This is a genomic window from Rhodococcus sp. 24CO, from assembly GCF_050586165.1.
Lineage (GTDB): Bacteria > Actinomycetota > Actinomycetes > Mycobacteriales > Mycobacteriaceae > Rhodococcus_F.
Map to the genome: position 1 here is coordinate 397,314 of NZ_JAZFNF010000001.1, position 21,911 is coordinate 419,224.

Sequence of the window (21,911 nt, forward strand, 5' to 3'; positions counted from 1 at the left end):
AACGCAACTGACGCGCGGGAATCGCGGCCTTCCCAGGAATAATCCGGATAAACGTGATTTGGCCCGGGAATATGTTGTGGGGCTTTGTTTTCACTGCATCTCGGCAACTGGCGGTCAACGCTGTCTATGTCTGTGCTCTTGGGTGGATAAAATCGCAGCCGCAGTGGCCGCGATCGTTCGATCGTCGTCCTGCGTCAGTCGGGCGAGAGCGCCGAGTGCCGCTGGACCGGGAATCTCGGCTAACGCCTGAGTAATTCGCAACCGCGTTGGTGCATCGTCGGTGCTGTCGAGCTTGGTGTGCATTTGATCGACGATGGTGTCGGGTGATGGTGAGACGTCCGTCAATACGCCCAGAACTTCGGCCGCCTCGACGTCGCGCCGGCCGGCAAACACCATTTCGAGGAGGGCGGGGATCGCGTCGACGCTTCCCCGAGCGCCAAGTGCGAGAGCCGCGCGTGAGCGGACGGTGGCGTCGGGATCCTCGAGTGCTTGTCTCAGATGTGTCGTTGCCTCCGCGGTATGCACGGCGGCAATTGCAGCAACGGCGCGGCGCCGGACGTCGACCTCCTGAGACTGGAGGCCGACGGCCAGATTTGTGACTCCCTGGCCGGCGGCCCTGGCCAACGACCACTGCAGCGCACCAGCGACATTGAGATCGTCTTCCGTCAACGCTGCCGCGACCAATGCGTCGATGGGCAACGACGCATTGCCGTCCTGATTCAGGATTGCTTGTTGACGGCGGGCCGCAAACTCAGACTCGAGCGCGCGCAACATGGTGACCATTCGTAAGACGTCCTCCCACGCCAACGGCGCTGTGGCGTCGACGCGTTCGAGTTTCGTAAGTAGTTCCTGTTCGGCTGCGATGCGCTGACGTGTGTGTTTGATGAGGTCTCCCACCAGATCGGCGGGAGCAAAATCAGGCTCGTCCAGTGCGCGTCTGGTTTCGTCCAACGAGAGCCCGAGCGTCCTCAGGCTCTCGACATGGAAGAGCCGGCGGATGTCGTCGGCTGAGTACTCGCGGTAGCCGCCGGACGTGCGGCCAGTGGGCTTCACCAGTTCCAAGGCGTCGTAGTGACGCAACATTCGCGTACTGACACCGGACTGCCGCGAGACTTCGCCGATCAACATCTTTACTCCCTGTTCTCTACGTGTGCGGCCCGACGATTGCGACACGATGCGCCAATTCCACTGCGAGGGTGAAGCCGCTGTCGGGATCCAAGTAAAGCCGCTTTGTCGCAACTGCATGTGCGCGAATCTTCGGATCGGGACTTGTCGCAGCCGCGTCGAGGATCGGTAGGACGGAATCTCCGAGACTCACCAGCGCCCGGCTGAGGCTGAGGTGCATGTCCGTGTCGCCTCGTCCGAGTTCAGTGGACAGGTCGGCGATGAGCGAGGCCTCGTCGTCCGGTCGGACGAGCGCCACTGCCGCCCGCCAGGCGCTGCGCGCGACCTCGTCGTGGTCGTCATGCAGCAGTGCTATCACGGCAGGCCAGGAACCACGATCCCCGATCTTGGACAGGGTGTGCAGCGCCTGGCTGCGGGCCTGGACGGTGTCGGATTCGAGCTCGCCGATCAGTCTCGGCACTGTGACTTCGGCGGGGAGTCGGCACAATGCCCAGGTAAGCATGTCGCGGACAAAGAAATCCGGTTCAACGGCGCACCGATCGACAAGGGCTTCCATCAAGCCCCGATCGCCCCGCGTACCTGCAGCAAGTGCAGCCTGAAGCCGGTCCGACGAGTCGGTCGCAGTCAGCGCGTCGACGAGGTGAGTATTCGACCCACCGTTGTTGGTTGTGTTCACGACAACCACCTCCTTCGTCGACCATTTGAGTGGTTGTCACTGTGTCAAGGTCAAGCCAGGAGTGCCGCGCCGATCTCCTACGGAACGTAGAACGTTGCGCCACCAGGTGTAATTGTTCCGGTCGTGGATATGACCGCGACGGCTATTTGCCCGGTCCCGGTCTGCAGTGTCACCTCGGACGGGAAGCCGTTGAGTCCGTCCGAGAGTAGGGCAGTTCCAGAAACCCCGGTCGACAGGTTCAACCAACGCACTTCCGACGAGAGCAGGCATCCCCACCGGCTCTCTTTGCCTCCGGTGATCGTCACCGTGCCAGATTGTTCGCCGACCACGGCCACACAGCGGACCGAGGGTGCGTCGAAGCTGCCGTTCGGGTTTCCGAAGGGAGCTGGGTTGATTTGGAACGGAACCGTCACGGCAGCGGACGCGGTGGCTACCGGCGCCAGAGCCGAACCAATCACGACAGCCGAGCAGATGGCTAGTCGGCGAACGAGATTCATCACTGAGACCTCCAGTAGTCGGGTAACTAGGCGTGGCGCCCATCCTTCACCCAGAGTGCAATGGTGGCAAGGGATTCCCAGTTCTCGAACTGGTCTTCGTCGCTTGCGGCCATGTGCAGGGCGGGGATGGCGGGTCAAGTCAGCGGTGTGCGGAGCCGGCCAGATCGTGCACTCAGCTCACTATGCGACGCAGTTGCCTCGCCTGCGCCGCGAGTTCACCCGTTGCGGTGAACAATTCAGTCTCGTCGACGCACAGTGTGTCCGTTGCCCACACGGTGCGGTGGTGCAGGCGGTGCCACGGTGAATCTGAGGGCGTAGCGGGAGCGAAATGTGCACTGAACTCCACGGTGGGAATGGCAACGGGCATCGTAAGGGTCGCAAAAAGCCCGGGCGGCAATGCGTCGAGCAGGACTGCAGAGCGCTCGGCCGTCGTGAAATCGAGATCGTCGAGCAAACGAATCCAGACATCGAATTCGGGGGAGTCGCCACCGGCAAACGGTCGGGCGGCGTTGATCGGGCGAATGTCGAGATGCTGCGAGAATGGGACGAAGTCGACTGGTATCTCGAGGGCCGGCAGTGTCGACGGGTCGTCAAGCGCCGGTGCGAGAGACGACGTCGTCCGGACTGTGTGGCCGACGTCGCGAGCGAGACGAACGAGCGCGGTAGCGGAATCGGCAAGTGCGACGCGGCAACTGACGGTGCGGCCGCCGCGCACGTCATCGACTGTCAGGGCGGCTACGCCGGGTGGGACCGGCCGGTCGAGGTGCGCGCTGACCGCGGCCGGCGATGCGCCGGTGGCGTCGACTGCTGCTCGGATCATGCTCGCGACGACGAGTCCACCGTGAATTCCGTCGAAACTCTTCCAGCTGGGTTCGAATGCTGTGGTCTGCGATGTGGCGGTGGTGACAGTCATATCGAGGGCTCCGTAGTTCGACTGGTATCTGACTTGTGTTTTGTATAGTCAGAACCCTAGGTCCTGACTATGGTATTTACAAGCCAGGTGGTTGATGCAAAGGCACTCCCGGTAAACCTCTTTCTGAATACAGTCGATACGAACTTGCTGATCCACGGATCGGGCGGGGCCCGGGACTTCAAAGCCGTTGTCGCTTTGGGTGAAGGTGTTCGAGTCTCGTGAGACTGCGCTGATCGGCTTGGACTCGGTAGTCGAAGTGTCCTCGGCAGCAGCGGTGGCCTGGAAATTCTCGGGTAATGATCCGCAGTCGAGGGTTCGGTAGCGGCGAATCCCAGCACACGACTGTTACCCGGCGCCGGTCTCGATCAGGTGCCTGTCGAAGGGTCCACGGTGATGACGTGAAAGTTTCGGAGAAGCGTTCGGGGGAGGTCTGTCAGACAACTACGTCGGAGACCGACCGGTGCAAGACTGAACGAGCGGACCTCGACCCCCGACGCTATTGACCCAAAATTTCTCATACCGACGATCAAATGTCGGGTGCGCCTAGATCACGGCTCCGCCGCTGAGCACGCTGACCAGCCCGATCGCGATGAACGCCACTACGTAAAGCGGACCCCTGATGGGGTCTCCGGCACTTGCTCCCTCGTGAAGCCAGTTGAGAATGTCGATGGAACCCATATGCACACTCCTGCTCTCGTTTGGACAATCATTCACGGATTCAATCGCCCACACATTCGCCGGTGTTACTCATATCGGACAAAATCGACGCCAGTCAGCCGCTGGCCCAACGTCTCTAGTAGGCCAGAGGCGGCGTACTCCACTTTCGGACGATTGAAGTTGTCTCAGAGCCCGGTGAACAATGCCCGATCGGGATCTTCTGATCCGATCACCGCGGGCGTGACCATGGGGAGTTCCCCGATGACAGCGTTGTTATCCGATACCTCGATCAGGTAACCAGGCGTCGTCCTCGAACTGTCCTGTTGCCCCCGGGCGCCACCCATCGCTCCTGCTCCGCCGCCCATCATGGAACCTCCTGCGCTGGTACCGGTTACTGGACCGCCGACAGTTCCCGACTGCGCGGAGGGGGTAGAGGATTGGTTGATCGACGAAAGGGGTTGTGGCGCTGCGATTCCCGAAGGTCCCGCGACGCCACCGCCACCTGAGGAGGCTCCGAACGTTCCGCTGCCCGCGCGTGCGGTGGTTGCGGGCGCGATCGCACCACTGGTATTTCCGAGTTGGTGTGACGCGCCCGCGCCCGAAGCGGCGAACGGGCTTCCAGTGCCCCAGAGTTTGTCGACGCCCGAGGTCAATGCCGCTGTGGCCTGCGCTGCGCTCGTCTGAGCCGGTCCGGATGGTGTAGCGCCGGCTGCTGAACCGCCGGTGGCTGACTGTAATTGTGTGGCCCCACCGGCAGCGCCCTCAATCAGCTGTGATGCTTGTTGGGCGAGCGGTGAGGCCGCAGCGAGTGCGTCGCTGATCGGCGGGGCCGGAACGGGGATGGAACCGGCGAGAGAGTTCATCGTGGCAGTGTGCGCGAGCATTTCCGAGCGGGTCGTATTGACGGCTGCGATGGCCGCCTGCATGTGTTCCGCCGCGGCCGCGACGAGCATTGCCTGCCCGGGCGGGGTCCATGCTATCGGCGCTGCTGCCACCATTGCCGAGGCAAATGATTGTGCAATTGTCGCCAATTGAGCATTGCCGCGCTGAACGGATTCCGCCGCTGCAGCAGTGGTTTGGGCGATTGCATTGCCGCGACCACTGAGTTCGGATCCGCTGCGTTGCGCTTCCTCGTTGATCTGTGTCGCGGCCTCGTTGCCTGCGCCGTTCCAGGTCTGGCTGACTGACGAAAGCCCCTGTGTGGACAGGCCGGCCGCCTTGTCGATGAGTGCACTGGCCTGGCTGAGGACGTTGACCGGATCAACACCACTGAAGACTCCCGAACCGAGGCTCTGCGCAAGTTGGATCAGCGGCGTGAACAGTTGGTCGACGCCGGGTAGGGACGGCAGTGAAATTCCCTGCATGATCAGATCGGCGGCGCCCAGCGGGAGTTCCGGCGTGGGCGGCGCCACGAGGAAGTCAGGAATCGTCGAGTTCTCGACGGGCTCCGGGAGTTCCAGGCCGAGAATGGGTGCGAGACCACTGCCCTGGAGAAACTCGAGAACCGTCGTCGGGTCGTCCGGAGTGCTCATGCAAGGTCCTCATTGGTGGCAGCGGTACGTCGGAGGTCGGCGGCACCCGCTTGGTCGGTGGCGTCGTACGTGCTGGCGGCCGCACCTGCCGTCGCAGAAGTTCCGGCATAGTACGCGGCAAGTGCCGCAACGTCTTTGGTGTGGGTTGCCTGTGCGCGTGCGAAGGCTTCGAGGAACTCGAGCCCGACGGGTCCAACTGCCGGTGCTACGGCCGCGAGATTGGCGTTCAGATCCACTACCGCGGCGTGGGCAACTTGACCGGCAGCTTCCGCTGCGGTGGTCCCATACGTGCGGATGTTGTCGGTGACGACAGAAAGCTCGCTCATCATTACCCCCGTAGTTGGTAAGCGTCCTCCGAGGACTCTAATGGAATGAATTGGTCGAGTGCATGTTCGTGCGCGCCGATATCTTTGAGAGACTGAACCCATGAAAACTGCTTCGGACGTTATTGCCCGACTTGCGTCCGATCCCACCCGTTCCGGATTGGTGATGGACTTCGACGGGGTTCTTGCTCCGATAGTCGACGACCCGGCCACAAGCGCTCTGTTGCCAGGCGCAGCCGAGGTGCTCGACGTGCTGTCACGTCATCTCGCAATGGTGGGCTTACTTTCCGGTCGTCCCGTCTCTTTTCTTCAGGAGCGGGTGCCAGGCGAGAGTGTTGTCCTCATGGGCTCGTATGGAGTCGAGACGTGGGTCGACGGCGAAATTCGAGTATTGCCGGCGGTCGCACGGTGGAAGCCGGCGGTTGCGGAGGCAGAGGCCGAACTTCGGCGAATGATTGATGCCGCAGACGTCCCGGGGATTCACGTCGAGGGGAAGGGGCTTGCTGTCGCTGTGCATTGGCGGCAGGCGCGCGAGAGAGTTGCCGCTGCGGCGTTCGTGGAGCATGTGGTGCGTGAGGTCGCAACGAAGACCGGGCTGCGCCGTGAGCCGGGCAAGCTCGTCGAGGAGTTGCGCGCCCCTGTGGATGAGGACAAGGGGACAGGATTGCAGCGGGCGATCAAGGGTGCGGGCGTCGATGCGGTGGCGTACGCGGGTGACGATCGGGGTGACTTGCCGGCATTTGCGACGGTGTTGGCGCTCGGCGGCGACGCATTGGTAGTCGGCGGCGTCGACATCGCGCCAGAAGTCGCCGCGGTCGACGGCGTTGCGTTCAAAGATCCGGATGAGTTTTTGGTGTGGATGAGGGACCTGGCGACGGTTCTCGATGCACAAGTTTGATAACAAAGCCGAGATTTCCGTGCGGCGAGTCACAAAAAGTCTGTGATGGTCGTCACGTAACGGATGGATAACGATCGGTATGGTTGAAGCTCGAATCAAACCGTCGACCTGCAATTATCTGCCGGTTTTGAGCAAGTTAATGATACGCGCGTGCCAAAAAATTGCCCCGTGACCTTTCCGTGACCATCGCCTAGCGTCGTTGGCAGTCCGAAACAGCCGGACAAACACCGGCCCGCAACTGCGTGCTTCTGCCCCGCGGGTCCGGTACTCCCCAAACCTTCGCGGGGCAGGAGTGAAACAGGCGAGTCGTTCGATACGGCACACATGTGCCAGGTCCGATGTCGTCCGCGGTAGCGGAGAGGATTTACCTGATGACCAGCATTACTTTCAAGCGCGCCCTCGGCGCAGTTGCAACTGCCGGCGCAGTAGTAGCCATCCCGCTCGCGATGAGCACCGGCACCGCCTCCGCAGCCGGCCACGACTGGTCCGGAGTCGCGAACTGCGAGTCTTCCGGAAACTGGGCAGCTAACACCGGAAACGGCTTCTACGGCGGCCTGCAGTTCACGCAGAGCACGTGGGAGGCATACGGCGGATCGGGCAACGCTGCCAACGCAAGCCAGTCCGAGCAGGTCCGCGTCGCCGAGAACGTTCTCGAAGGCCAGGGCGTCGGCGCGTGGCCCGTGTGCGGTCAGTACCTGACCGGCGGAACCACCGCAGCCACCTACCAGGAGGCTTCGGCACCCGTCACGGCTGAGGCCGCCGTCGAATCCGCTCCTGTTGCCAACACTGGCGGCAACTACGTGATCCAGGTCGGCGACACCTTGTCTTCGATCGCTTCAGCTCACGGCATCTCGCTCGACGCTCTCGCAGGTCAGGTCGCCAACATCAACCTGATCTTCCCGGGACAGAGCCTGTCCGTCTAACCACCCTTGTGGTTGAACACTTCTGAATGTGTCCGGAGCGATCGCGCTCCGGACACATTCGGCGTTTGCGCAGGTCGTAGGTTTCTAGGGTTCGATATCCGGTAGTGCGGACGCTGATGCCTCGTACTCGAGTCGGCGCTGCACCCCGGCTACTTCCCTCACCGCATTGCCGAGCAGGCTGCGCGAGAGGGGAGTGAGGTCCGCAACCACTATCTCGTCGGTGGGCATCATGCCGGCGGCAAACTGATCCGTCTGGTGACGGACTCGGATTTGCTGGAGGACCTCGAAAGACTCGATCAGCACCCGCGTGTCGTCGGCGGGGAGGAATCCGGTGTCTGCGGCAACTTTCAGGCGTTCGACGGTGGTGCTCGTACGTGCACCGACGGACGTGCCGGCCCAGCGTGCGATATTCACGATCGGTTGCACAGCTGTAGTTTTCAGGTTGACGGTACCGGTACGACGCGTCACCACGTCACGCAGCGAATGTAGTTTTGCCTTCTCGCCCACGGCTTCTCGAAGCAGCAATCGCATGACGGCGGGGTTGAGGCGCAATTGATCCAAAGCCTCTGGCCTCGGATCGAGGGCAGGATCTCCGGCAACAACGCGGGCGTCTGCCAGCATCGACAGCATGACGAGGGCCTGGTCCTGGTAGGGATTGGCTACCCACTTGCGTAGGGCGTTACGCCACTGCGGAAGTGTGCGTGCAAATCTCGCCTGAGTTGCGACCGCGTTCTGCGCGTCGCGAGGGAATCCGCACCGGTCGAGAATCTCGTGGATGCGCTGCGCCGCGTCCGCACCTTCGCGGTGTGACTCGCCGCCCCACACCAAGGCGCTGTCGATATCCGACGACGGCAGAGCCTCACGCCGCGCTGCGCTGCCAAGTGACAGCCAGGCAAAGTCCGGGCTTTCGTCGCCGCCCACCACCAGTTCGATTGCGCGCCGCACCGTCACGTCGATCAAGACCGACAGTGTGCCGCTGATATCGATGGGTGAGACCCGTGCGTCGACCAGGCCGGTGACCAGCTCAGGTACAGCTCGGGCCGTGGCAATGAGTTCGATGTCGGTCTTGGCAGTCGCAAGGGCAGCGCGAAGTTCGAAGCCCTGATTTGTTGCCGAGGTCAGAAGGTCGCTCAGTTCGAGTACGCCGAGCAGTTCGCCGGAAGCCGTGACGACGGGAAGGTGGCGCAATCCGTGTTCCAGCATGTCCGTGACAGCGTCGGCTCCGAGTCGATCCGGATCCACCGTCACGGCAGACGGCGTCATCACCGTGGAGACCGGGCGAGAGCTGTCAATTCCTCCGACGACAACTCGGCTGCGCAGATCGCCCTCCGTGAAGATTCCGTAAGTGCTTGCATCTGTGGGAATTACGACGGCTCGACGCCCGGCTTCGGTCATCAGTGCAGCGGCATCGCGGATGGAGGAATCTCCGGAACACACAATTGCCGGTCCCCGCAACAGATCTCGTACCGCACGCATGGCTGGGTTCGGTACTGAGATTCGCGCGGTGTAGCCCGTCATGGCTCTATTGTCGCAGGCATGTCCGATAAATCGTCAGGTCGGTCGCGGCGTCAGAGGCCGCCAAGGCGTGCGAGCACGTCGAGCGCGGCGTCGGTAGTGCGCCACAGTGCGTCGATCTCCTGTTCGGCGCCGGCCTTCGTGTACGGGTTCTGTAGTGCAAACCCGTTGGTCAACGTGATCGTGTTGTATCCACTATCGGCGGCCCTGAGCAGAAGCTGGGACGGTTCGGAGTTTCCGGTCAGCCGATCGAGTCCCTCGCCGACGAAGTAGAACCGCCAGAGCGGGCCCAAGTCGGCGTCGTATTCGGCTTTGGTCTCGGAAACTATCGAACCGCCTTTTGTCGCGATGGAATCGACGATCTTGTAGAAATCGGGGATATCGACGGGCTGGGTGGCAGTGGTGGCCACGGTGTAGGCAAGATCGACGGTGAGGTGCGCGTTGTAGCCTGCCATGGCGACGCGTGCGGGACTGATATCGCATTGGCGCGTCAACGAGAAATAGTTGGACCATGCGGGATCGGTAGGGGCGCCGGTGAATTCGGCGTGGATATTCGCTAGATAACGGCGTAGTAGTTCGTAGCTGACCGAATGTGTCCAGGATCTGTTGGCGAATGCTGCCGGATCGCGCTGTAGAGGCATGACCGCCTCATGCTCGACGGCATCGAGCCCGATCGAGAAGAGTCCGCGCCAATCATGATGCGATACAAGGATTGTGGTGATTTGGCGATGCCGTTCGACTGCGGACTCCAAGCGTTCGAGGCCTTCTCCGTGCAGCGTCGATACGTCGCTCAGGTTCGCAATTCTTTCGACCTCGCCGGCAGTCAGTGGATTTCCGCAGGCGATTGATAGATTCTTGCCCGGATCCGCAGCTACGGATCCGGGCAAGAGCAGAGCGAATGTGAAACTCAGTGCGATCGCTGTGGTCACGATTCGGCTCGATTTCATCGGGCTCACACTAGTTGAACCGATTCGTGATCGCCGGGTTGGCAAATCAGCTGACCACTGCAATCAGCTCAGAACTGCGTCGGCTTCGATCTCGATGAGTAGAGCGGGGTCGATCAACGAGCTGACCTCGAGGATTGTCGTAGCCGGACGGATATCGCCGAATACTGCACCGTGAGCGAGTGCGGCCTGCTCCCACTGCGACATGTCGCGCAGGTACATGCGCGTGCGGATGACGTCGCCGAGCGAAGCGCCGGCTTCTTCGAGTGCGGCCTTGATGGTGTCGAGGGCGGCACGGGTCTGATCGTTCAGGGTTTCGCCGGGGGCGGTGGTGCCCGAGACGGCAACCTGGTTGCCGATGCGGACGGCGCGGGAGTAACCGATCTTCGGTTCCCATTCGGAACCGGACGAGATGTTGATTCTGTTGGACATGGCGTTGATTCTGCCAACAACTGATCGACCGTGGTGAAGCACGGGTCGCTTCCACGGTTCATCTTGACATAGCATAGAACAAGTGTTCGACTTGGGGCTATGAGGTGGTCGGGTCAGGCATTGGATGCAGACGACGGAGCGTTGCCTGGGCTCGAGCGAGCCGGGTTGGTCCGCTCGGTGCAGACGCCTGAGTTCGAGGGAATCACGTTCCACGAAGTGCTGTGTAAGAGTGCGCTCAACAAGATGCCGGAAGCATCGACGTTGCCGTTCAACTTCACGGTCAATGCTTTTCGTGGTTGTTCCCATGCCTGCCGGTACTGCTTCGCTCGGCCGAGCCATGAGTACCTCGACCTCGATGCCGGCCGAGATTTTGATTCGCAAGTTGTCGTGAAGACCAACGTTGCGGCGGTTCTGCGTAAGGAATTGGCGCGAAAGTCCTGGAAGCGTGAACCCGTAGCGCTTGGCACCAACACCGATCCGTATCAGCGGGCCGAGGGTCGATACAGGTTGATGCCCGGCATCATTCGAGCGTTGACAGAATCCGGTACACCATTTTCGATCCTCACCAAAGGGACCTTGCTGCGCCGGGATCTGCCGTTACTCAAGATGGCTGCGACTCAGGTCGATGTCGGCATCGGAGTGTCGCTGGCAATCCACGATCCTGTTCTGCAGAAGCAGATCGAGCCTGGCACACCGTCTCCGCGCGCTCGACTGGAGATGATCCGGGCAATCACCGACGCCGGATTCTCGTGCAACGTGATGGTTGCGCCGGTCATCCCGTTTCTCACGGATTCGAGCCAGCACCTCGACGAGCTGTTTGCCGCGCTCGCCGACGCCGGTGCTACCGGGGTGACGGTCTTTCCGATGCACCTTCGCGGCAGTACTCGCGGGTGGTTCCTGAACTGGCTGGCCGAAGAGCATCCTGCGTTGATCCGCCGGTATCGCGAACTTTACGGACGCGGTGCCTACGTCACGCCGGAGTACAAGAGTTGGCTCAAGAAGCGCGTCGAACCGCTGGTGGAACGGCACGGATTGGCAGGACCGTCGCAGCATCGTGAGCTCGAAAGCCCACGGGTTGAACGCGAACTGGTCGGTGCCGGAGCGGCATTGACGCTTTTCTGACAACGCTGCTTGGTACGGTCAGGCATGAACACGCCGGTGGTGATCGACAGATTACGGTTTTGTTGGTTTGCGCCCCCGAAGCTGGGAGAAACCATCCGCTGGGGGTTGATGTGGAACTCCGACAGTCCGCGGCGGTGGGCTGCGTTGGACCCGGCCTGGTCGTGTGTCGCGGACGTACGGCGAAGTTCGAAAACGATAGTGCGGCGTTTGACTGCAGACCCGGATGTTGATGTGGTACAACAACCTTCGATCGGCCGTGTGGGCAATCTGCAGTTCGCGTTCAACGCTGATCTACCGATTCCGTCGCAGATCGAGGTGTCCGGTGCGTTGCACCTAGTTGCGGGCACGACGCGCAAGAATCCGAATGCGTCGCAGGCATGGCTGGATTTCGACGCCGACGCCCTCACAACAGGAGTTGTTCGTGGGCTTCGGCTCGTGTCCATCGCTTCGGATATGCAGGCTGATCCGCGTCAACCGCATGGTTCGCACTGGGGGTGGGCATCGATGCAGTTCGTTTCCGGCACCGAACAGTTCTACGAGTTGGCGCACCCGCCGCAAGGGTTGCGCTCCTATCAACTGACTGACCGGGAGTGGGGGCCGCGCCGGGAGGATTTCCTGGTGGTCGACCTGGAGACGGATTAGATCGTGCAGCCCGGAAAATACGTTGCGCGAGGTAACGATCGTGCGTAGCGTCGGTTCGGCCTGATCCAACTGTCGAAATGGAGTTCCACCGTGCTGCCGCTCACCGAACGCGAAATCCGCGCGTCGTTCGTGAATTGTTCGAAAGGCGACGCAAAACGGCTGCCGGTGCCACGGGATCTCGAGAAGCGTCCGTGGGAAGACCTGGATTTCTTCGGGTGGAACGATCCGACAATGCCCGGGCGGGGATATCTGGTGATCCCGCAGGGCGACGAGTTGGTCGGCATCGCACTCCGATACCAAACCGGCAAATCGGGACGCGCGCAAATGTGCACCATTTGCCTCACGACGCATGGCAGCGGGGGAGTGTCACTGCTGACCGCCGCCAAGATCGGTGAGGCTGGCCGACGCGGCGACACCATCGGCACCTATATGTGTACTGACCTGGCCTGTCCGCTGTATGCGCGCAACAAGCGTCGGCCGTCGGCAGGGAACCGGTACCAGGAAAATCTCACCGAGCAGGAGAAGGCCGACCGCGTGGTAACGAACATCGCGGCGTTTGTGGCCATGTTGCGGTAGTAGATGCGTCGGAGCTAACACGGCTTGCAAACAGTGAGCACACATTTCAGCGTGCTGGAAGCCGTGTCAGCTTGACGAAACCACTGTCAGCTTCCCCGCGGAAATCGGCGAGAACGGGCGCGGACGTGGCACGATCAAACCTGTGACAAGTAGACCCGCGACCACGCAACAACTGCGCGACCTCGCGCTTCTCCGTCGTGTTCGTGATCGGATCGACCGGGAGTACGCACAACCCCTGGACGTCGAGGCGCTTGCCCGCGGGGTGAACATGTCGGCCGGACACCTCAGTCGCCAGTTCAGGCTGGCGTACGGCGAGCCGCCGTATTCCTATCTGATGACGCGACGCATCGAGCGCGCAATGGCGCTGCTTCGTCGTGGTGATCTCAGTGTCACCGACGTGTGTTTTGCCGTTGGCTGTTCATCACTCGGTACCTTCAGCACTCGTTTCACCGAGTTGGTCGGCGTTCCACCGAGCGTCTATCGGGACGAGGCTGCGGGCGTGACTGAGGGTATGCCGTCCTGCGTGTCGAAACAGGTGACAAGACCGATCAGGAATCGAGAAGCGCCGGCCCCCAGCCGCAGATAACGTGACGTGCATGGACATCACCATTGCATCGAGTTTCCTTCCGCAGGACGACCCGGAGGCCGCCCTTTCCTTCTACCGCGACACGCTCGGTTTCGAGGTCCGCCTCGATGTCGGCTACGACGGAATGCGCTGGATTACCGTCGGCCCACCCGACCAGCCCAACACGTCGATCGTGTTGCATCCCCCGGCCGTTGATCCGGGTATCACCGACGAGGAGCGTCGCACCATCGTCGAAATGATGGCCAAGGGCACCTATGCCGGTATTCTGTTGGCCACCAAGGATCTCGACGGTACCTTCGAGCGGCTGCAGGCCGGCGACATCGACGTCGTCCAGGAGCCGACCGAGCAGCCGTACGGCGTGCGGGACTGCGCCGTCCGCGACCCAGCAGGCAACTTGATCCGCATCCAAGAGCTCCGCTGAGTCAACTGAAGAGAACCGCGGCCACTCACACAGGGCGACACTGTGTGGGTGGCCCTCACCTGAGAGATGGAGACATGATGAGCACGGCTGAAATGGCGGAGCGAGAGCTACATGTTGCGGACACCCACGATCTGATCCGCGTGCAGGGCGCACGTGTGAACAACCTCCAGGACATCAGCGTCGAAATCCCCAAACGCCGGCTGACGGTCTTCACCGGTGTCTCGGGTTCGGGCAAGAGCTCATTGGTGTTCAGCACCATCGCCGCGGAGTCGCAGCGGATGATCAACGAGACGTACAGCGCCTTCGTTCAGGGGTTCATGCCGACTCTGGCGCGGCCGGACGTCGACGTGCTCGACGGTTTGACCACGGCGATCATCGTCGATCAGCAACGGATGGGCGTCGACCCTCGCTCGACGGTCGGTACGGCTACCGACGCCAACGCGATGCTTCGCATTCTCTTCAGTCGTCTCGGTAAGCCGCATATCGGTTCGCCCCAAGCATTTTCGTTCAATGTCGCTTCAGCCTCCGGTGCGGGTGCGCTCACCGTAGAGCGCGGTGGGCGTCAGACGAAGGAACGACGGACCTTCAGCATCACCGGCGGCATGTGTCCGCGATGCGAGGGGCGGGGCTCGGTCAACGATTTCGACCTGACGGCGTTGTACGACGACACCAAGTCGCTCAACGAGAGTGCCATCACGGTGCCCGGCTACAGCATGGACGGCTGGTACGGCCGGATCTACCGGGGGTGCGGCTACTTCGATCCTGACAAGCCGATCAAGAAGTACACCAAGAAGGAACTGAACGACCTGCTCTACAAGGAGCCAACGAAGATCAAGGTCGAAGGAATCAACCTGACGTACACAGGACTGATTCCGCAGATTCAGAAGTCATTCCTGTCCAAGGATGTCGACGCGATGCAGCCGCACATTCGAGCGTTCGTGGAGCGGGCCATCACGTTCACCACCTGTCCGGAGTGTGACGGGACGCGGCTGAGCGAGGGTGCACGATCGTCGAAGATCAAGGGCATCAACATCGCCGATGCCTGTGCGATGCAGATCAGCGATCTTGCCGGATGGGTGAGCGGTCTGAAAGAACCGTCAGTGGCGCCGTTGTTGACGACGCTGGCTGAAACACTTGACTCGTTCGTGGAGATCGGGCTGGGTTACCTGAGCCTGGACCGGCCGTCGGGGACACTGTCGGGTGGTGAAGCTCAGCGAACCAAGATGATTCGCCATCTAGGGTCCTCTCTCACCGACATCACGTACGTGTTCGACGAACCCACGACTGGCCTTCATCCCCACGACATCGCGCGTATGAACGACCTACTGCTGCAGTTGCGTGACAAGGGAAATACGGTGCTTGTCGTCGAGCACAAGCCGGAGACGATCGTTATTGGCGATCACATCGTCGATCTCGGCCCGGGCGCAGGCGCCGCGGGCGGAACTGTCTGCTTCGAGGGCACCGTCGACGGATTGCGGGCCAGTGACACGGTCACGGGACGTCATTTCGACGACCGAGCTGCAATCAAAGCGAGCGTGCGAAAGTCAACGGGCGCAATGGAAATCCGCGGCGCAACCTCGCACAACTTGCAGAACGTCGACGTCGATGTGCCACTCGGTGTGCTGGTCGTGGTGACCGGCGTGGCTGGTTCGGGGAAGAGTTCGTTGATCCATGGCTCGCTCGCGAAGCGGGAGGGTGTGGTGTCGATCGATCAGGGCGCGATCCGCGGTTCGCGTCGGAGTAACCCGGCAACGTACACCGGTCTGCTCGATCCCATCCGGAAGGCATTTGCCAAGGCCAACGGTGTGAAGCCGGCGCTGTTCAGCGCCAACTCCGAGGGTGCCTGCCCCACTTGTAACGGCAACGGCGTCATCTACAGCGATCTGGCGATGATGGCCGGCGTTGCGACGGTGTGTGAGGAGTGCGAGGGAAAGCGGTTCCAGGCCGACGTCCTGGAGTACAAGTTCGGTGGGAAGGACATCAGCGAAGTGCTTGCGATGTCGGCCGCCGAGGCCGAAGAATTCTTCGGAGACGGTGAGGCGAAAACCTTGGCCGCACACAAGATTCTGGTGCGACTCGTGGACGTGGGGCTCGGCTATCTCACCATCGGCCAGCCGCTCACGACACTGTCGGGTGGTGAACGTCAGCGGATCAAGCTTGCCACGCACCTGGCCGAGAAGGGCGGCGTGTACGTACTCGACGAGCCGACCACAGGCCTTCACCTGGCTGACGTCGAGCAGTTGCTCGGCCTACTGGATCGACTCGTCGACTCCGGTAAGTCAGTGATCGTCATCGAGCATCACCAAGCGGTCATGGCACACGCAGACTGGATCATCGATATTGGTCCCGGTGCCGGTCATGACGGTGGACGGATCGTGTTCGAGGGCACGCCGAGCGATCTTGTCGCTGATCGCTCAACCCTGACCGGCCAGCATCTCGCGTCGTACGTAGGCGCCTGATCACAACGATTCGACCCGCTTTGTCCTGATCCACAAAATCAGGACAAAGCGGGTCTTTCGTGCCTAGGCTCGAAACAACCGGGCCGACGCACTGGGCAGGGGCCTGCTCTGGAGTTCGCATGACGACTTCACACAGCCCTATCGCAGGGTGGGCAATCGCCGCAACAGTAATGACGCTGGTCCTTGCCGGGTGTTCATCGTCGATCGACACCACCGGACCGACCGTGCTCACTACGTCGACCATCGACAGTCGGGGCGGGATCCCGCGCGGCTACCCGACCGAAACTGACGTCACCTCGCCGTTGGTGATCTCGGCGCTCGGGCCGAATCCGATCCCTGTCACCGGGACCGACGGAATGCTGCACGTGGCCTACGAGATCGAAGTGCTGAACTTCTCGCCGCGACCCGCAACCATCACAAAGATCGAAACGCTGGCCGGGGGACCGGACGGGACCGTCGTATCGACCCTTGATCAGGGCCAAGTATCTGCGCGTTCGATTCTGGTAGGGAACTTTTCCTGGGCACCGTTCACCGAGATCCCGGTGGGGCGCACTGTGCTGATAGTGCTCGACGACGAATACGAGAGCCCCGACGATGTTCCGTCTGTGGTGACCCATCGACTGACTGCGACGTTCGGCCAAGCAACGCCGGAGGACGCTGCCACTGCGGCACGATATCCCGATAACGTCACGCAGTTCGGCGGAACAGTGATGACCAGTACAGACTTGCCGGTGGTTATCGGTCCGCCACTAGCCGGCGACAGTTGGGTGGTCGGGGACGGTTGCTGCGGGCTCTCGCAGCATCGCGCCGGGATGATGGCGGTCGGTGGCAGGATCAACGGCACCGAGCGATTTGCCGTCGACTGGCTGAGGATCGACCCGGATGCAGGTCCGCTCATCAGGTCGCGTGGTGACGGATCAAAAAATGAGGACTACTTCGCCTACGGCGCGCCTCTGCTGGCGGTGGCCGACGGTACCGTTGTGGCTGTGGTGGCGGGCGAGAATGATCAAGTGCCGCAACAAGTTCCGACGGACATGCCGTTCGATCACTTGGGCGGCAATTACGTCATCATCGACATCGGCGACGGAAACTACGCGTTCTATGCCCACCTGAAACCGGGATCGGCGACTGTGAATGTAGGGGATCTGGTGACCATGGGTCAGGTGATCGGGAACCTCGGCAACTCGGGAAACAGTTCAGAGGCGCATCTGCACTTCCACGTGTCACGGGCGGCGGTGCCGCTGTCCGGCGACAACGTGCCCTACGAGATCGACAGCTTCACATTTGTCGGATCGGTAGATACGGGCGCTCTGGTCGAGGGACCGAACGAGGGCGACCGCACGGACCAGTTGCCGCTCGACGGGGCAGTCGTCAACTTTCCACCTCTGCCCTGATTTCCAGAGTCGTGAACATCCCCGTTCCATCAGCGCATTTCGGTCTACTGTGAGTCGATGGGGCGAAGGAGCAGGTACGTTGCAATGGTGCTGTCGATCGGGACGTTGGCGCTGACCGGTTGTGCGTCGAATACTGACGAGCCGAAGACTTTTACCGCCATGGTGACCGTCATCGGGGACGCAGAACGAGCCGATCCGGAATCCGGACAGTGCATTGTCGGAACAATCCCGGTCGCGCCGAACGACCTGATATTCGTTGATGGAGGAAGTGGGGCCGCATCGACAAGGTCTGTGCTGGAAGTCGACTCCGTGGAACAGAATGCTGACGGCACCGGTACCTGCACGTATGTGGCGCGCTTCGACGCCATCCCCGCGAATCAACGCAACTACTCACTCACGGTGAGCAGTTCAGCGCCCCACAGGGGGAGTTTCACGTCGTCGGACTTCACCTCGGACGAACTCGAGAAGGGCGCGACGATCCACCTTCGAGCGCCCAAGCCTGAACCCTGATCCGATCTCTCGCCGGTAGCGCTTGCAGATTATGCGGGCGCCGAACGTCCTGGTCTCGATCAGGTCGAGCGGGACTTCACCGGCGACTGGCGGCACCCGTGATGTCAGTCTGACCACTGCCGCGGTGGGATACTGCGGATCATGAATTGGAAGAGCCCCACCGAGACAGGATGGTCGGTGCGTATCGCGGCGGACCACTCGTCCGTCGCGATAGTCGATCCTGCAGGAACCGTTCGCGCCGAACTCTTTCCAGCCGCAGGCGACGAGTTCAACGCGCATTTCGGCAGGTTAAAGCGGGAGACGCTGGCCGAACGGATTGATCGATTCGGCCCGGCACTGATCAAGGGCAAGCCCGCCACCTTGCGATTCCCGGACGGCACGGATGTGAGCGTTACGGACCAGAAGCGTCATGGGATGCGGCGCAGGAACAAACTCTGCCAAGTTGAGGTGGCTGGGCGCCACTATCGGTTCGAACATTCCTCAGGTCGAAAGGCAGCAGCACGGCGCGACGGAATCGAGTTGGCTCGGTACGTGCGTGCGCGTGGACTTCGTGCGATCGATGTGTCACGCAAGAGTTCGTCCGCAACAGACGACATTGACGAGTGCGTCTTGACGCTGTTTCAGAAGGTCATCTTGCCGGGGCGTGAAGGTGCATTTGGCGAGATCATGTCCGGCCTCAGTATCTGATCAGATCAGTAACGACTTTCAGGAATTGCGCGGCACCGGTGCATCACCTGATCAAGGGGTGAATCGCCTACAGCGATTCACTTTGGGCTGCACGTGATTTGGTCGACTTGCGGACCCTCCAGCTACCCTTCCGAATCTCTCGCCGCCCTGACCGGGATTGCCGTCGGCGGGACGGGCAGCGTGTCCGCAGGGCACCGACCCACGCACTCTTCGGTCTTGACATCGCCGAGTCTCGGCGTGTCCGCGCTGCCGGATGCATGACGCCCCTCTCGATATTCTGCGAGGGGCGTCAACGTGGTCTAGTCGATCGTGATGACGGTTTTGCCAATGAGCTTGCCGCTCGCGGCTTCTTCGTGGACGGCTCGTAGCTGCTGCAGTGGCCGGTGATCGACCACGGTGAGTTCGAGGCGGCCCTCGTCGAGGCGGGACACCATGTCTGCCAGGTGGGAGCCGTTGGGCGTCACCCATACGCTCGCGGTTCGCACCGAGCGCTTGTCGTCGGCGGGCACGGCCCCGGCGGAGCTGACCGCGATACCGCCGTCGACAACGAACGGGGTCAGCTTCGCAAGTCCGTCCGCATCCAAACGCACGTGATTGACGACCACGTCGAAAGGCCCGCCGATGGCGGCAGGGCCCGCATCTAGGTCCAGCGGGCCGACAACCTTCGTGGTGCCGTAACCGTGTAGACGAACGGCGTGCTGCGGTCCGTCGACGGCGGTGACGGTAGCGCCGGCGTCGACCGCAAGCTGGACGACGAGGCTGCCCACCGCGCCACCGGCTCCGTTGACGAGCACGCTCTGCCCTTTCTGGATGTCGGCCAGTTCGATGGCGGCCTGCCGGGCGGCGAGGCCGGCGAGTGGAAGGGCTGCGGCATCGGTCAGGGTCACAGTGCTGGGCGCCGCGGCGAGGAGATCGGCCGCGATCACCGCGTACTCTGCCGCACCGCCATGCTGGTCCAGGGGAAACATGCCGACGACGCGATCGTCGACCTGCAGTCGGCTGACCTCAGCGCCCAGCTCGACGACAGTGCCCGCAACGTCCAGGCCGGGCGTGATCGGCATTGAGGTGGGAATGGCTTCTGCGAGCACCCCTAGGCGGATGTGGTCGTCAACCGGGTTGAACGATGTGGCGGCGACTTTGACCAGAACCTGGCCGAGACCGGGTGCGGGGCGTGCCACTTCCTCTTCTCGCAGAACTTCGGTGCCGCCGAACTGGTGATAGCGAATCGCTTTCATGGACTCTCCTGGTGTGTGTAGTTGCCGGGTCGAGCACTGAGCAGGGCCGCCCGCCTTGACTATTCGGTCGTGCATCCAGCCGTCGTAACAAGGCGCTCGACGGGTGCCGACTGCCGCGCCTGACTTGCCTAGGCAAGTGAAAATAGAATGACTGACTTGCCTGGGCAAGTCAAATGACTGTGAAGGATGTAGGCTTTGACACCATGACAACTTCGCCGCGATGGCTTGACGAAGACCAGCAAGCGGTGTGGCAGGACCTGCTTACCGTCGTCATCGCTCTGCCAACGTTGCTCGATCGGCAATTGGAGCAGGACGCCGAGACATCGAACTTCGAGTACAGCGTGCTCGCGCGTCTGTCGATGGCCGCCGACCTGACGATGCGACTCAGCGACCTGGCTGCGCAGTGCGACAGTAGTCAGCCCCGAATGTCGAAGCTGATGGTCCGTTTCGAGCAGCGCCAGTGGGTCACTCGCCGCCCAGACCCAGATAACGGGCGCTACACACTTGCAACGCTGACCGAGGCCGGGCTCCAGAAGGTTGTCGACAGCGCGCCCGGCCACGTCGAACGCGTGCGAGAGCTGGTCTTCGACCCACTCAGTGCGGCGCAGCAGCGCGCTCTCGGCACTGCGCTCGCCCGCATCGCAACCACGGTGCGTCAACAACTGAACGGCACCGAACCTGAAACCGGTAGTCTCCGCTCTCAGGCGTAGCTCCGCTCCGTAAGGCCGCACGATCGTGGTACCGCGAGAAGTCGAATCCTTGCCCCAGTGCAGCACTCTCCGCCGATCTCGGTGACATGGCAGGTTGGCTCGTCCGGCGACCGCGCTCGGACGAGCAGTGGAGGATAAAGACTCACGGATGTCAGATTGATTGATCTGCAATAGATTTCGACCGGGTTTGTCAGATCAATCGCGGCGCCCTTGGCGACGCTGGTGTCTGGGCTTTGCAACAGCAACTGCATCCAGGGAAACCGACAGTGGGCGACCTGAGCTCGTCTTCGGGGATTCGGTGGGTACTGAGTCCAGCGGCGGCAGGCGGAGTTTCGTTTGCGAAGCTGATAGAGGGACTCGAGGTGCCCGGCAGATTAGATCGCATCTCTCGATGAAACGGCTACGACTCGGTGAGAATGACACGATGGCAACCGAAGAACAGCGAGACAACCGATCGCCGACGAAATGGCTCAGTGCAGCATTCTGGACGCTCATCCTGGTGTTCGTGTATATCCTGCTCGGTTTCTTCGACTGGTGGACTGGCCTGGTGTTCGTAGTTGCCGGGGTCGCGCTCACCTACTTCTGGTGGAGAAAGGTTCGGCGCAGTGAGTCTTCGGTTCTGTTCGGTTCCACGTGCGCGTGCTTTGCCGCCTTGGCGCTGGTCACGAGCGGAGCAGCGGTACTCGCACCCCTTTCCGCCTCGGTAGACAGCGTCGGGTCGCGCATGGTGGACTGCGGTTCCGTGATCGACCCGGTGCCGGAAAGGGAGCTGAGAGTGACGACTTCGGGCTCGAGTGAAACGGTGAAGCAGTCCCGGCCGGATGTATCGCAGTCCTCACTACAGAGGATGTGCTCGGATCGGCTCGGCTACCGAGGTAGTCGAGCGGCAGGACTGACCTTGGTCGGACTCCTCCTCGCAGCACGCGCAACCGGGCACCTCATTGCTCCGACCGAGTCGCGAACAGGTGATGCCAAGACCCACCATTTCTGACGTTCACAACGGCGTCGAATTGGCGCCGGAGGCAGTCGCGAATACACCGACCGAATCTCACAGCGCGATCTGAGTGCTGGTTTTGGGCGTCCAAGATTGCGGAACGGGAGCCGTTCAGTGTCGGGGCGTGCCTTTGTATTCGG

24 protein-coding genes are annotated in these 21,911 nt (G+C 61.8%); 13 read left to right on the forward strand and 11 right to left on the reverse strand.

Features of this window, described 5'->3' with window-relative positions:
• Positions 1-114 precede the first annotated feature (114 nt).
• The 7 genes from V2B23_RS01905 to V2B23_RS01935 all read right to left on the reverse strand — a co-directional run bounded on the left by V2B23_RS01905 (position 115) and on the right by V2B23_RS01935 (position 5,726).
• Positions 115-1,128: a HEAT repeat domain-containing protein gene (locus tag V2B23_RS01905; RefSeq protein ID WP_430948766.1), complete on the reverse strand. Its 1,014-nt coding sequence runs from the start codon at positions 1,126-1,128 to the stop codon at positions 115-117.
• Between the two features lie 16 nt (positions 1,129-1,144).
• Positions 1,145-1,810, reverse strand: coding sequence for a HEAT repeat domain-containing protein (locus V2B23_RS01910; RefSeq protein ID WP_430948767.1), 666 nt, complete (start codon positions 1,808-1,810; stop codon positions 1,145-1,147).
• Between the two features lie 68 nt (positions 1,811-1,878).
• Complete coding sequence (locus tag V2B23_RS01915; protein WP_430948768.1) at positions 1,879-2,298, reverse strand: hypothetical protein; 420 nt, start codon at positions 2,296-2,298, stop codon at positions 1,879-1,881.
• A 172-nt stretch (positions 2,299-2,470) separates the two neighbouring features.
• On the reverse strand, positions 2,471-3,211 hold the full coding sequence (locus V2B23_RS01920) for an acyl-CoA thioesterase (protein WP_430948769.1): 741 nt from the start codon (positions 3,209-3,211) through the stop codon (positions 2,471-2,473).
• A 543-nt stretch (positions 3,212-3,754) separates the two neighbouring features.
• A complete protein-coding gene (locus V2B23_RS01925; protein ID WP_255285223.1) occupies positions 3,755-3,889 on the reverse strand; it encodes a hypothetical protein in 135 nt (44 codons plus the stop codon).
• A 164-nt stretch (positions 3,890-4,053) separates the two neighbouring features.
• A complete protein-coding gene (locus V2B23_RS01930; RefSeq protein WP_430948770.1) occupies positions 4,054-5,400 on the reverse strand; it encodes a hypothetical protein in 1,347 nt (448 codons plus the stop codon).
• The gene (locus V2B23_RS01935; protein WP_430948771.1) at positions 5,397-5,726 is read right to left on the reverse strand and encodes a type VII secretion target; all 330 of its coding nucleotides are present in this window, start codon (positions 5,724-5,726) and stop codon (positions 5,397-5,399) included. Before V2B23_RS01935 ends, V2B23_RS01930 begins: the two co-directional genes overlap by 4 nt.
• A 100-nt stretch (positions 5,727-5,826) precedes the next feature.
• On the opposite strand from V2B23_RS01935, the gene otsB reads away from it, so the two are divergent.
• Together otsB and V2B23_RS01945 are read left to right on the forward strand one after the other, a co-directional pair.
• On the forward strand, positions 5,827-6,621 hold the full coding sequence (gene otsB / locus V2B23_RS01940; protein ID WP_430948772.1) for a trehalose-phosphatase: 795 nt from the start codon (positions 5,827-5,829) through the stop codon (positions 6,619-6,621).
• 371 nt (positions 6,622-6,992) lie between these two features.
• Positions 6,993-7,544 carry a transglycosylase family protein gene (locus V2B23_RS01945; protein ID WP_430948773.1) on the forward strand — a complete coding sequence of 184 codons (552 nt, stop codon included), beginning with the start codon at positions 6,993-6,995 and terminating at the stop codon, positions 7,542-7,544.
• A gap of 84 nt (positions 7,545-7,628) precedes the next feature.
• Here the strand turns inward: V2B23_RS01945 and V2B23_RS01950 are convergent, their stop codons facing one another.
• The 3 genes from V2B23_RS01950 to V2B23_RS01960 form a co-directional block, all read right to left on the reverse strand.
• Complete coding sequence (locus V2B23_RS01950; protein ID WP_430948774.1) at positions 7,629-9,062, reverse strand: putative nucleotidyltransferase substrate binding domain-containing protein; 1,434 nt, start codon at positions 9,060-9,062, stop codon at positions 7,629-7,631.
• A gap of 50 nt (positions 9,063-9,112) precedes the next feature.
• On the reverse strand, positions 9,113-10,006 hold the full coding sequence (locus V2B23_RS01955) for a DUF5995 family protein (protein WP_430948775.1): 894 nt from the start codon (positions 10,004-10,006) through the stop codon (positions 9,113-9,115).
• A gap of 63 nt (positions 10,007-10,069) precedes the next feature.
• Complete coding sequence (locus V2B23_RS01960) at positions 10,070-10,435, reverse strand: RidA family protein (protein WP_430948776.1); 366 nt, start codon at positions 10,433-10,435, stop codon at positions 10,070-10,072.
• A gap of 99 nt (positions 10,436-10,534) precedes the next feature.
• Here V2B23_RS01960 and V2B23_RS01965 point away from each other — a divergent pair, with 99 nt between their 5' ends.
• The 9 genes from V2B23_RS01965 (at position 10,535) to V2B23_RS02005 (ending at position 18,832) form a co-directional block, all read left to right on the forward strand.
• Positions 10,535-11,557: an Rv2578c family radical SAM protein gene (locus tag V2B23_RS01965; protein WP_430948777.1), complete on the forward strand. Its 1,023-nt coding sequence runs from the start codon at positions 10,535-10,537 to the stop codon at positions 11,555-11,557.
• A 231-nt stretch (positions 11,558-11,788) separates the two neighbouring features.
• A complete protein-coding gene (locus V2B23_RS01970) occupies positions 11,789-12,199 on the forward strand; it encodes a hypothetical protein (protein WP_430948778.1) in 411 nt (136 codons plus the stop codon).
• Positions 12,200-12,289: 90 nt separating this feature from the next.
• Positions 12,290-12,775: an FBP domain-containing protein gene (locus V2B23_RS01975; protein WP_045067557.1), complete on the forward strand. Its 486-nt coding sequence runs from the start codon at positions 12,290-12,292 to the stop codon at positions 12,773-12,775.
• Positions 12,776-12,917: 142 nt separating this feature from the next.
• On the forward strand, positions 12,918-13,361 hold the full coding sequence (locus V2B23_RS01980) for a helix-turn-helix domain-containing protein (protein WP_430948779.1): 444 nt from the start codon (positions 12,918-12,920) through the stop codon (positions 13,359-13,361).
• 10 nt (positions 13,362-13,371) lie between these two features.
• Positions 13,372-13,782: a VOC family protein gene (locus V2B23_RS01985; RefSeq protein WP_138868378.1), complete on the forward strand. Its 411-nt coding sequence runs from the start codon at positions 13,372-13,374 to the stop codon at positions 13,780-13,782.
• A gap of 77 nt (positions 13,783-13,859) precedes the next feature.
• Positions 13,860-16,241 carry an ATP-binding cassette domain-containing protein gene (locus V2B23_RS01990; protein WP_430948780.1) on the forward strand — a complete coding sequence of 794 codons (2,382 nt, stop codon included), beginning with the start codon at positions 13,860-13,862 and terminating at the stop codon, positions 16,239-16,241.
• A gap of 119 nt (positions 16,242-16,360) precedes the next feature.
• Complete coding sequence (locus V2B23_RS01995) at positions 16,361-17,635, forward strand: M23 family metallopeptidase (RefSeq protein WP_430948781.1); 1,275 nt, start codon at positions 16,361-16,363, stop codon at positions 17,633-17,635.
• An 84-nt stretch (positions 17,636-17,719) separates the two neighbouring features.
• The gene (locus tag V2B23_RS02000) at positions 17,720-18,145 is read left to right on the forward strand and encodes a hypothetical protein (RefSeq protein ID WP_430948782.1); all 426 of its coding nucleotides are present in this window, start codon (positions 17,720-17,722) and stop codon (positions 18,143-18,145) included.
• Positions 18,146-18,286: 141 nt separating this feature from the next.
• Entirely contained in the window at positions 18,287-18,832 is a 546-nt protein-coding gene (locus V2B23_RS02005) for a hypothetical protein (RefSeq protein WP_430948783.1), read from the forward strand.
• Positions 18,833-19,131: 299 nt separating this feature from the next.
• Here V2B23_RS02005 and V2B23_RS02010 read toward each other — a convergent pair whose 3' ends face one another.
• Complete coding sequence (locus V2B23_RS02010) at positions 19,132-20,067, reverse strand: NADP-dependent oxidoreductase (protein ID WP_430948784.1); 936 nt, start codon at positions 20,065-20,067, stop codon at positions 19,132-19,134.
• A gap of 203 nt (positions 20,068-20,270) precedes the next feature.
• On the opposite strand from V2B23_RS02010, the gene V2B23_RS02015 reads away from it, so the two are divergent.
• On the forward strand, positions 20,271-20,777 hold the full coding sequence (locus V2B23_RS02015) for a MarR family winged helix-turn-helix transcriptional regulator (RefSeq protein ID WP_430948785.1): 507 nt from the start codon (positions 20,271-20,273) through the stop codon (positions 20,775-20,777).
• Between the two features lie 424 nt (positions 20,778-21,201).
• On the forward strand, positions 21,202-21,768 hold the full coding sequence (locus V2B23_RS02020) for a hypothetical protein (RefSeq protein WP_430948786.1): 567 nt from the start codon (positions 21,202-21,204) through the stop codon (positions 21,766-21,768).
• Positions 21,769-21,911 lie beyond the last annotated feature (143 nt).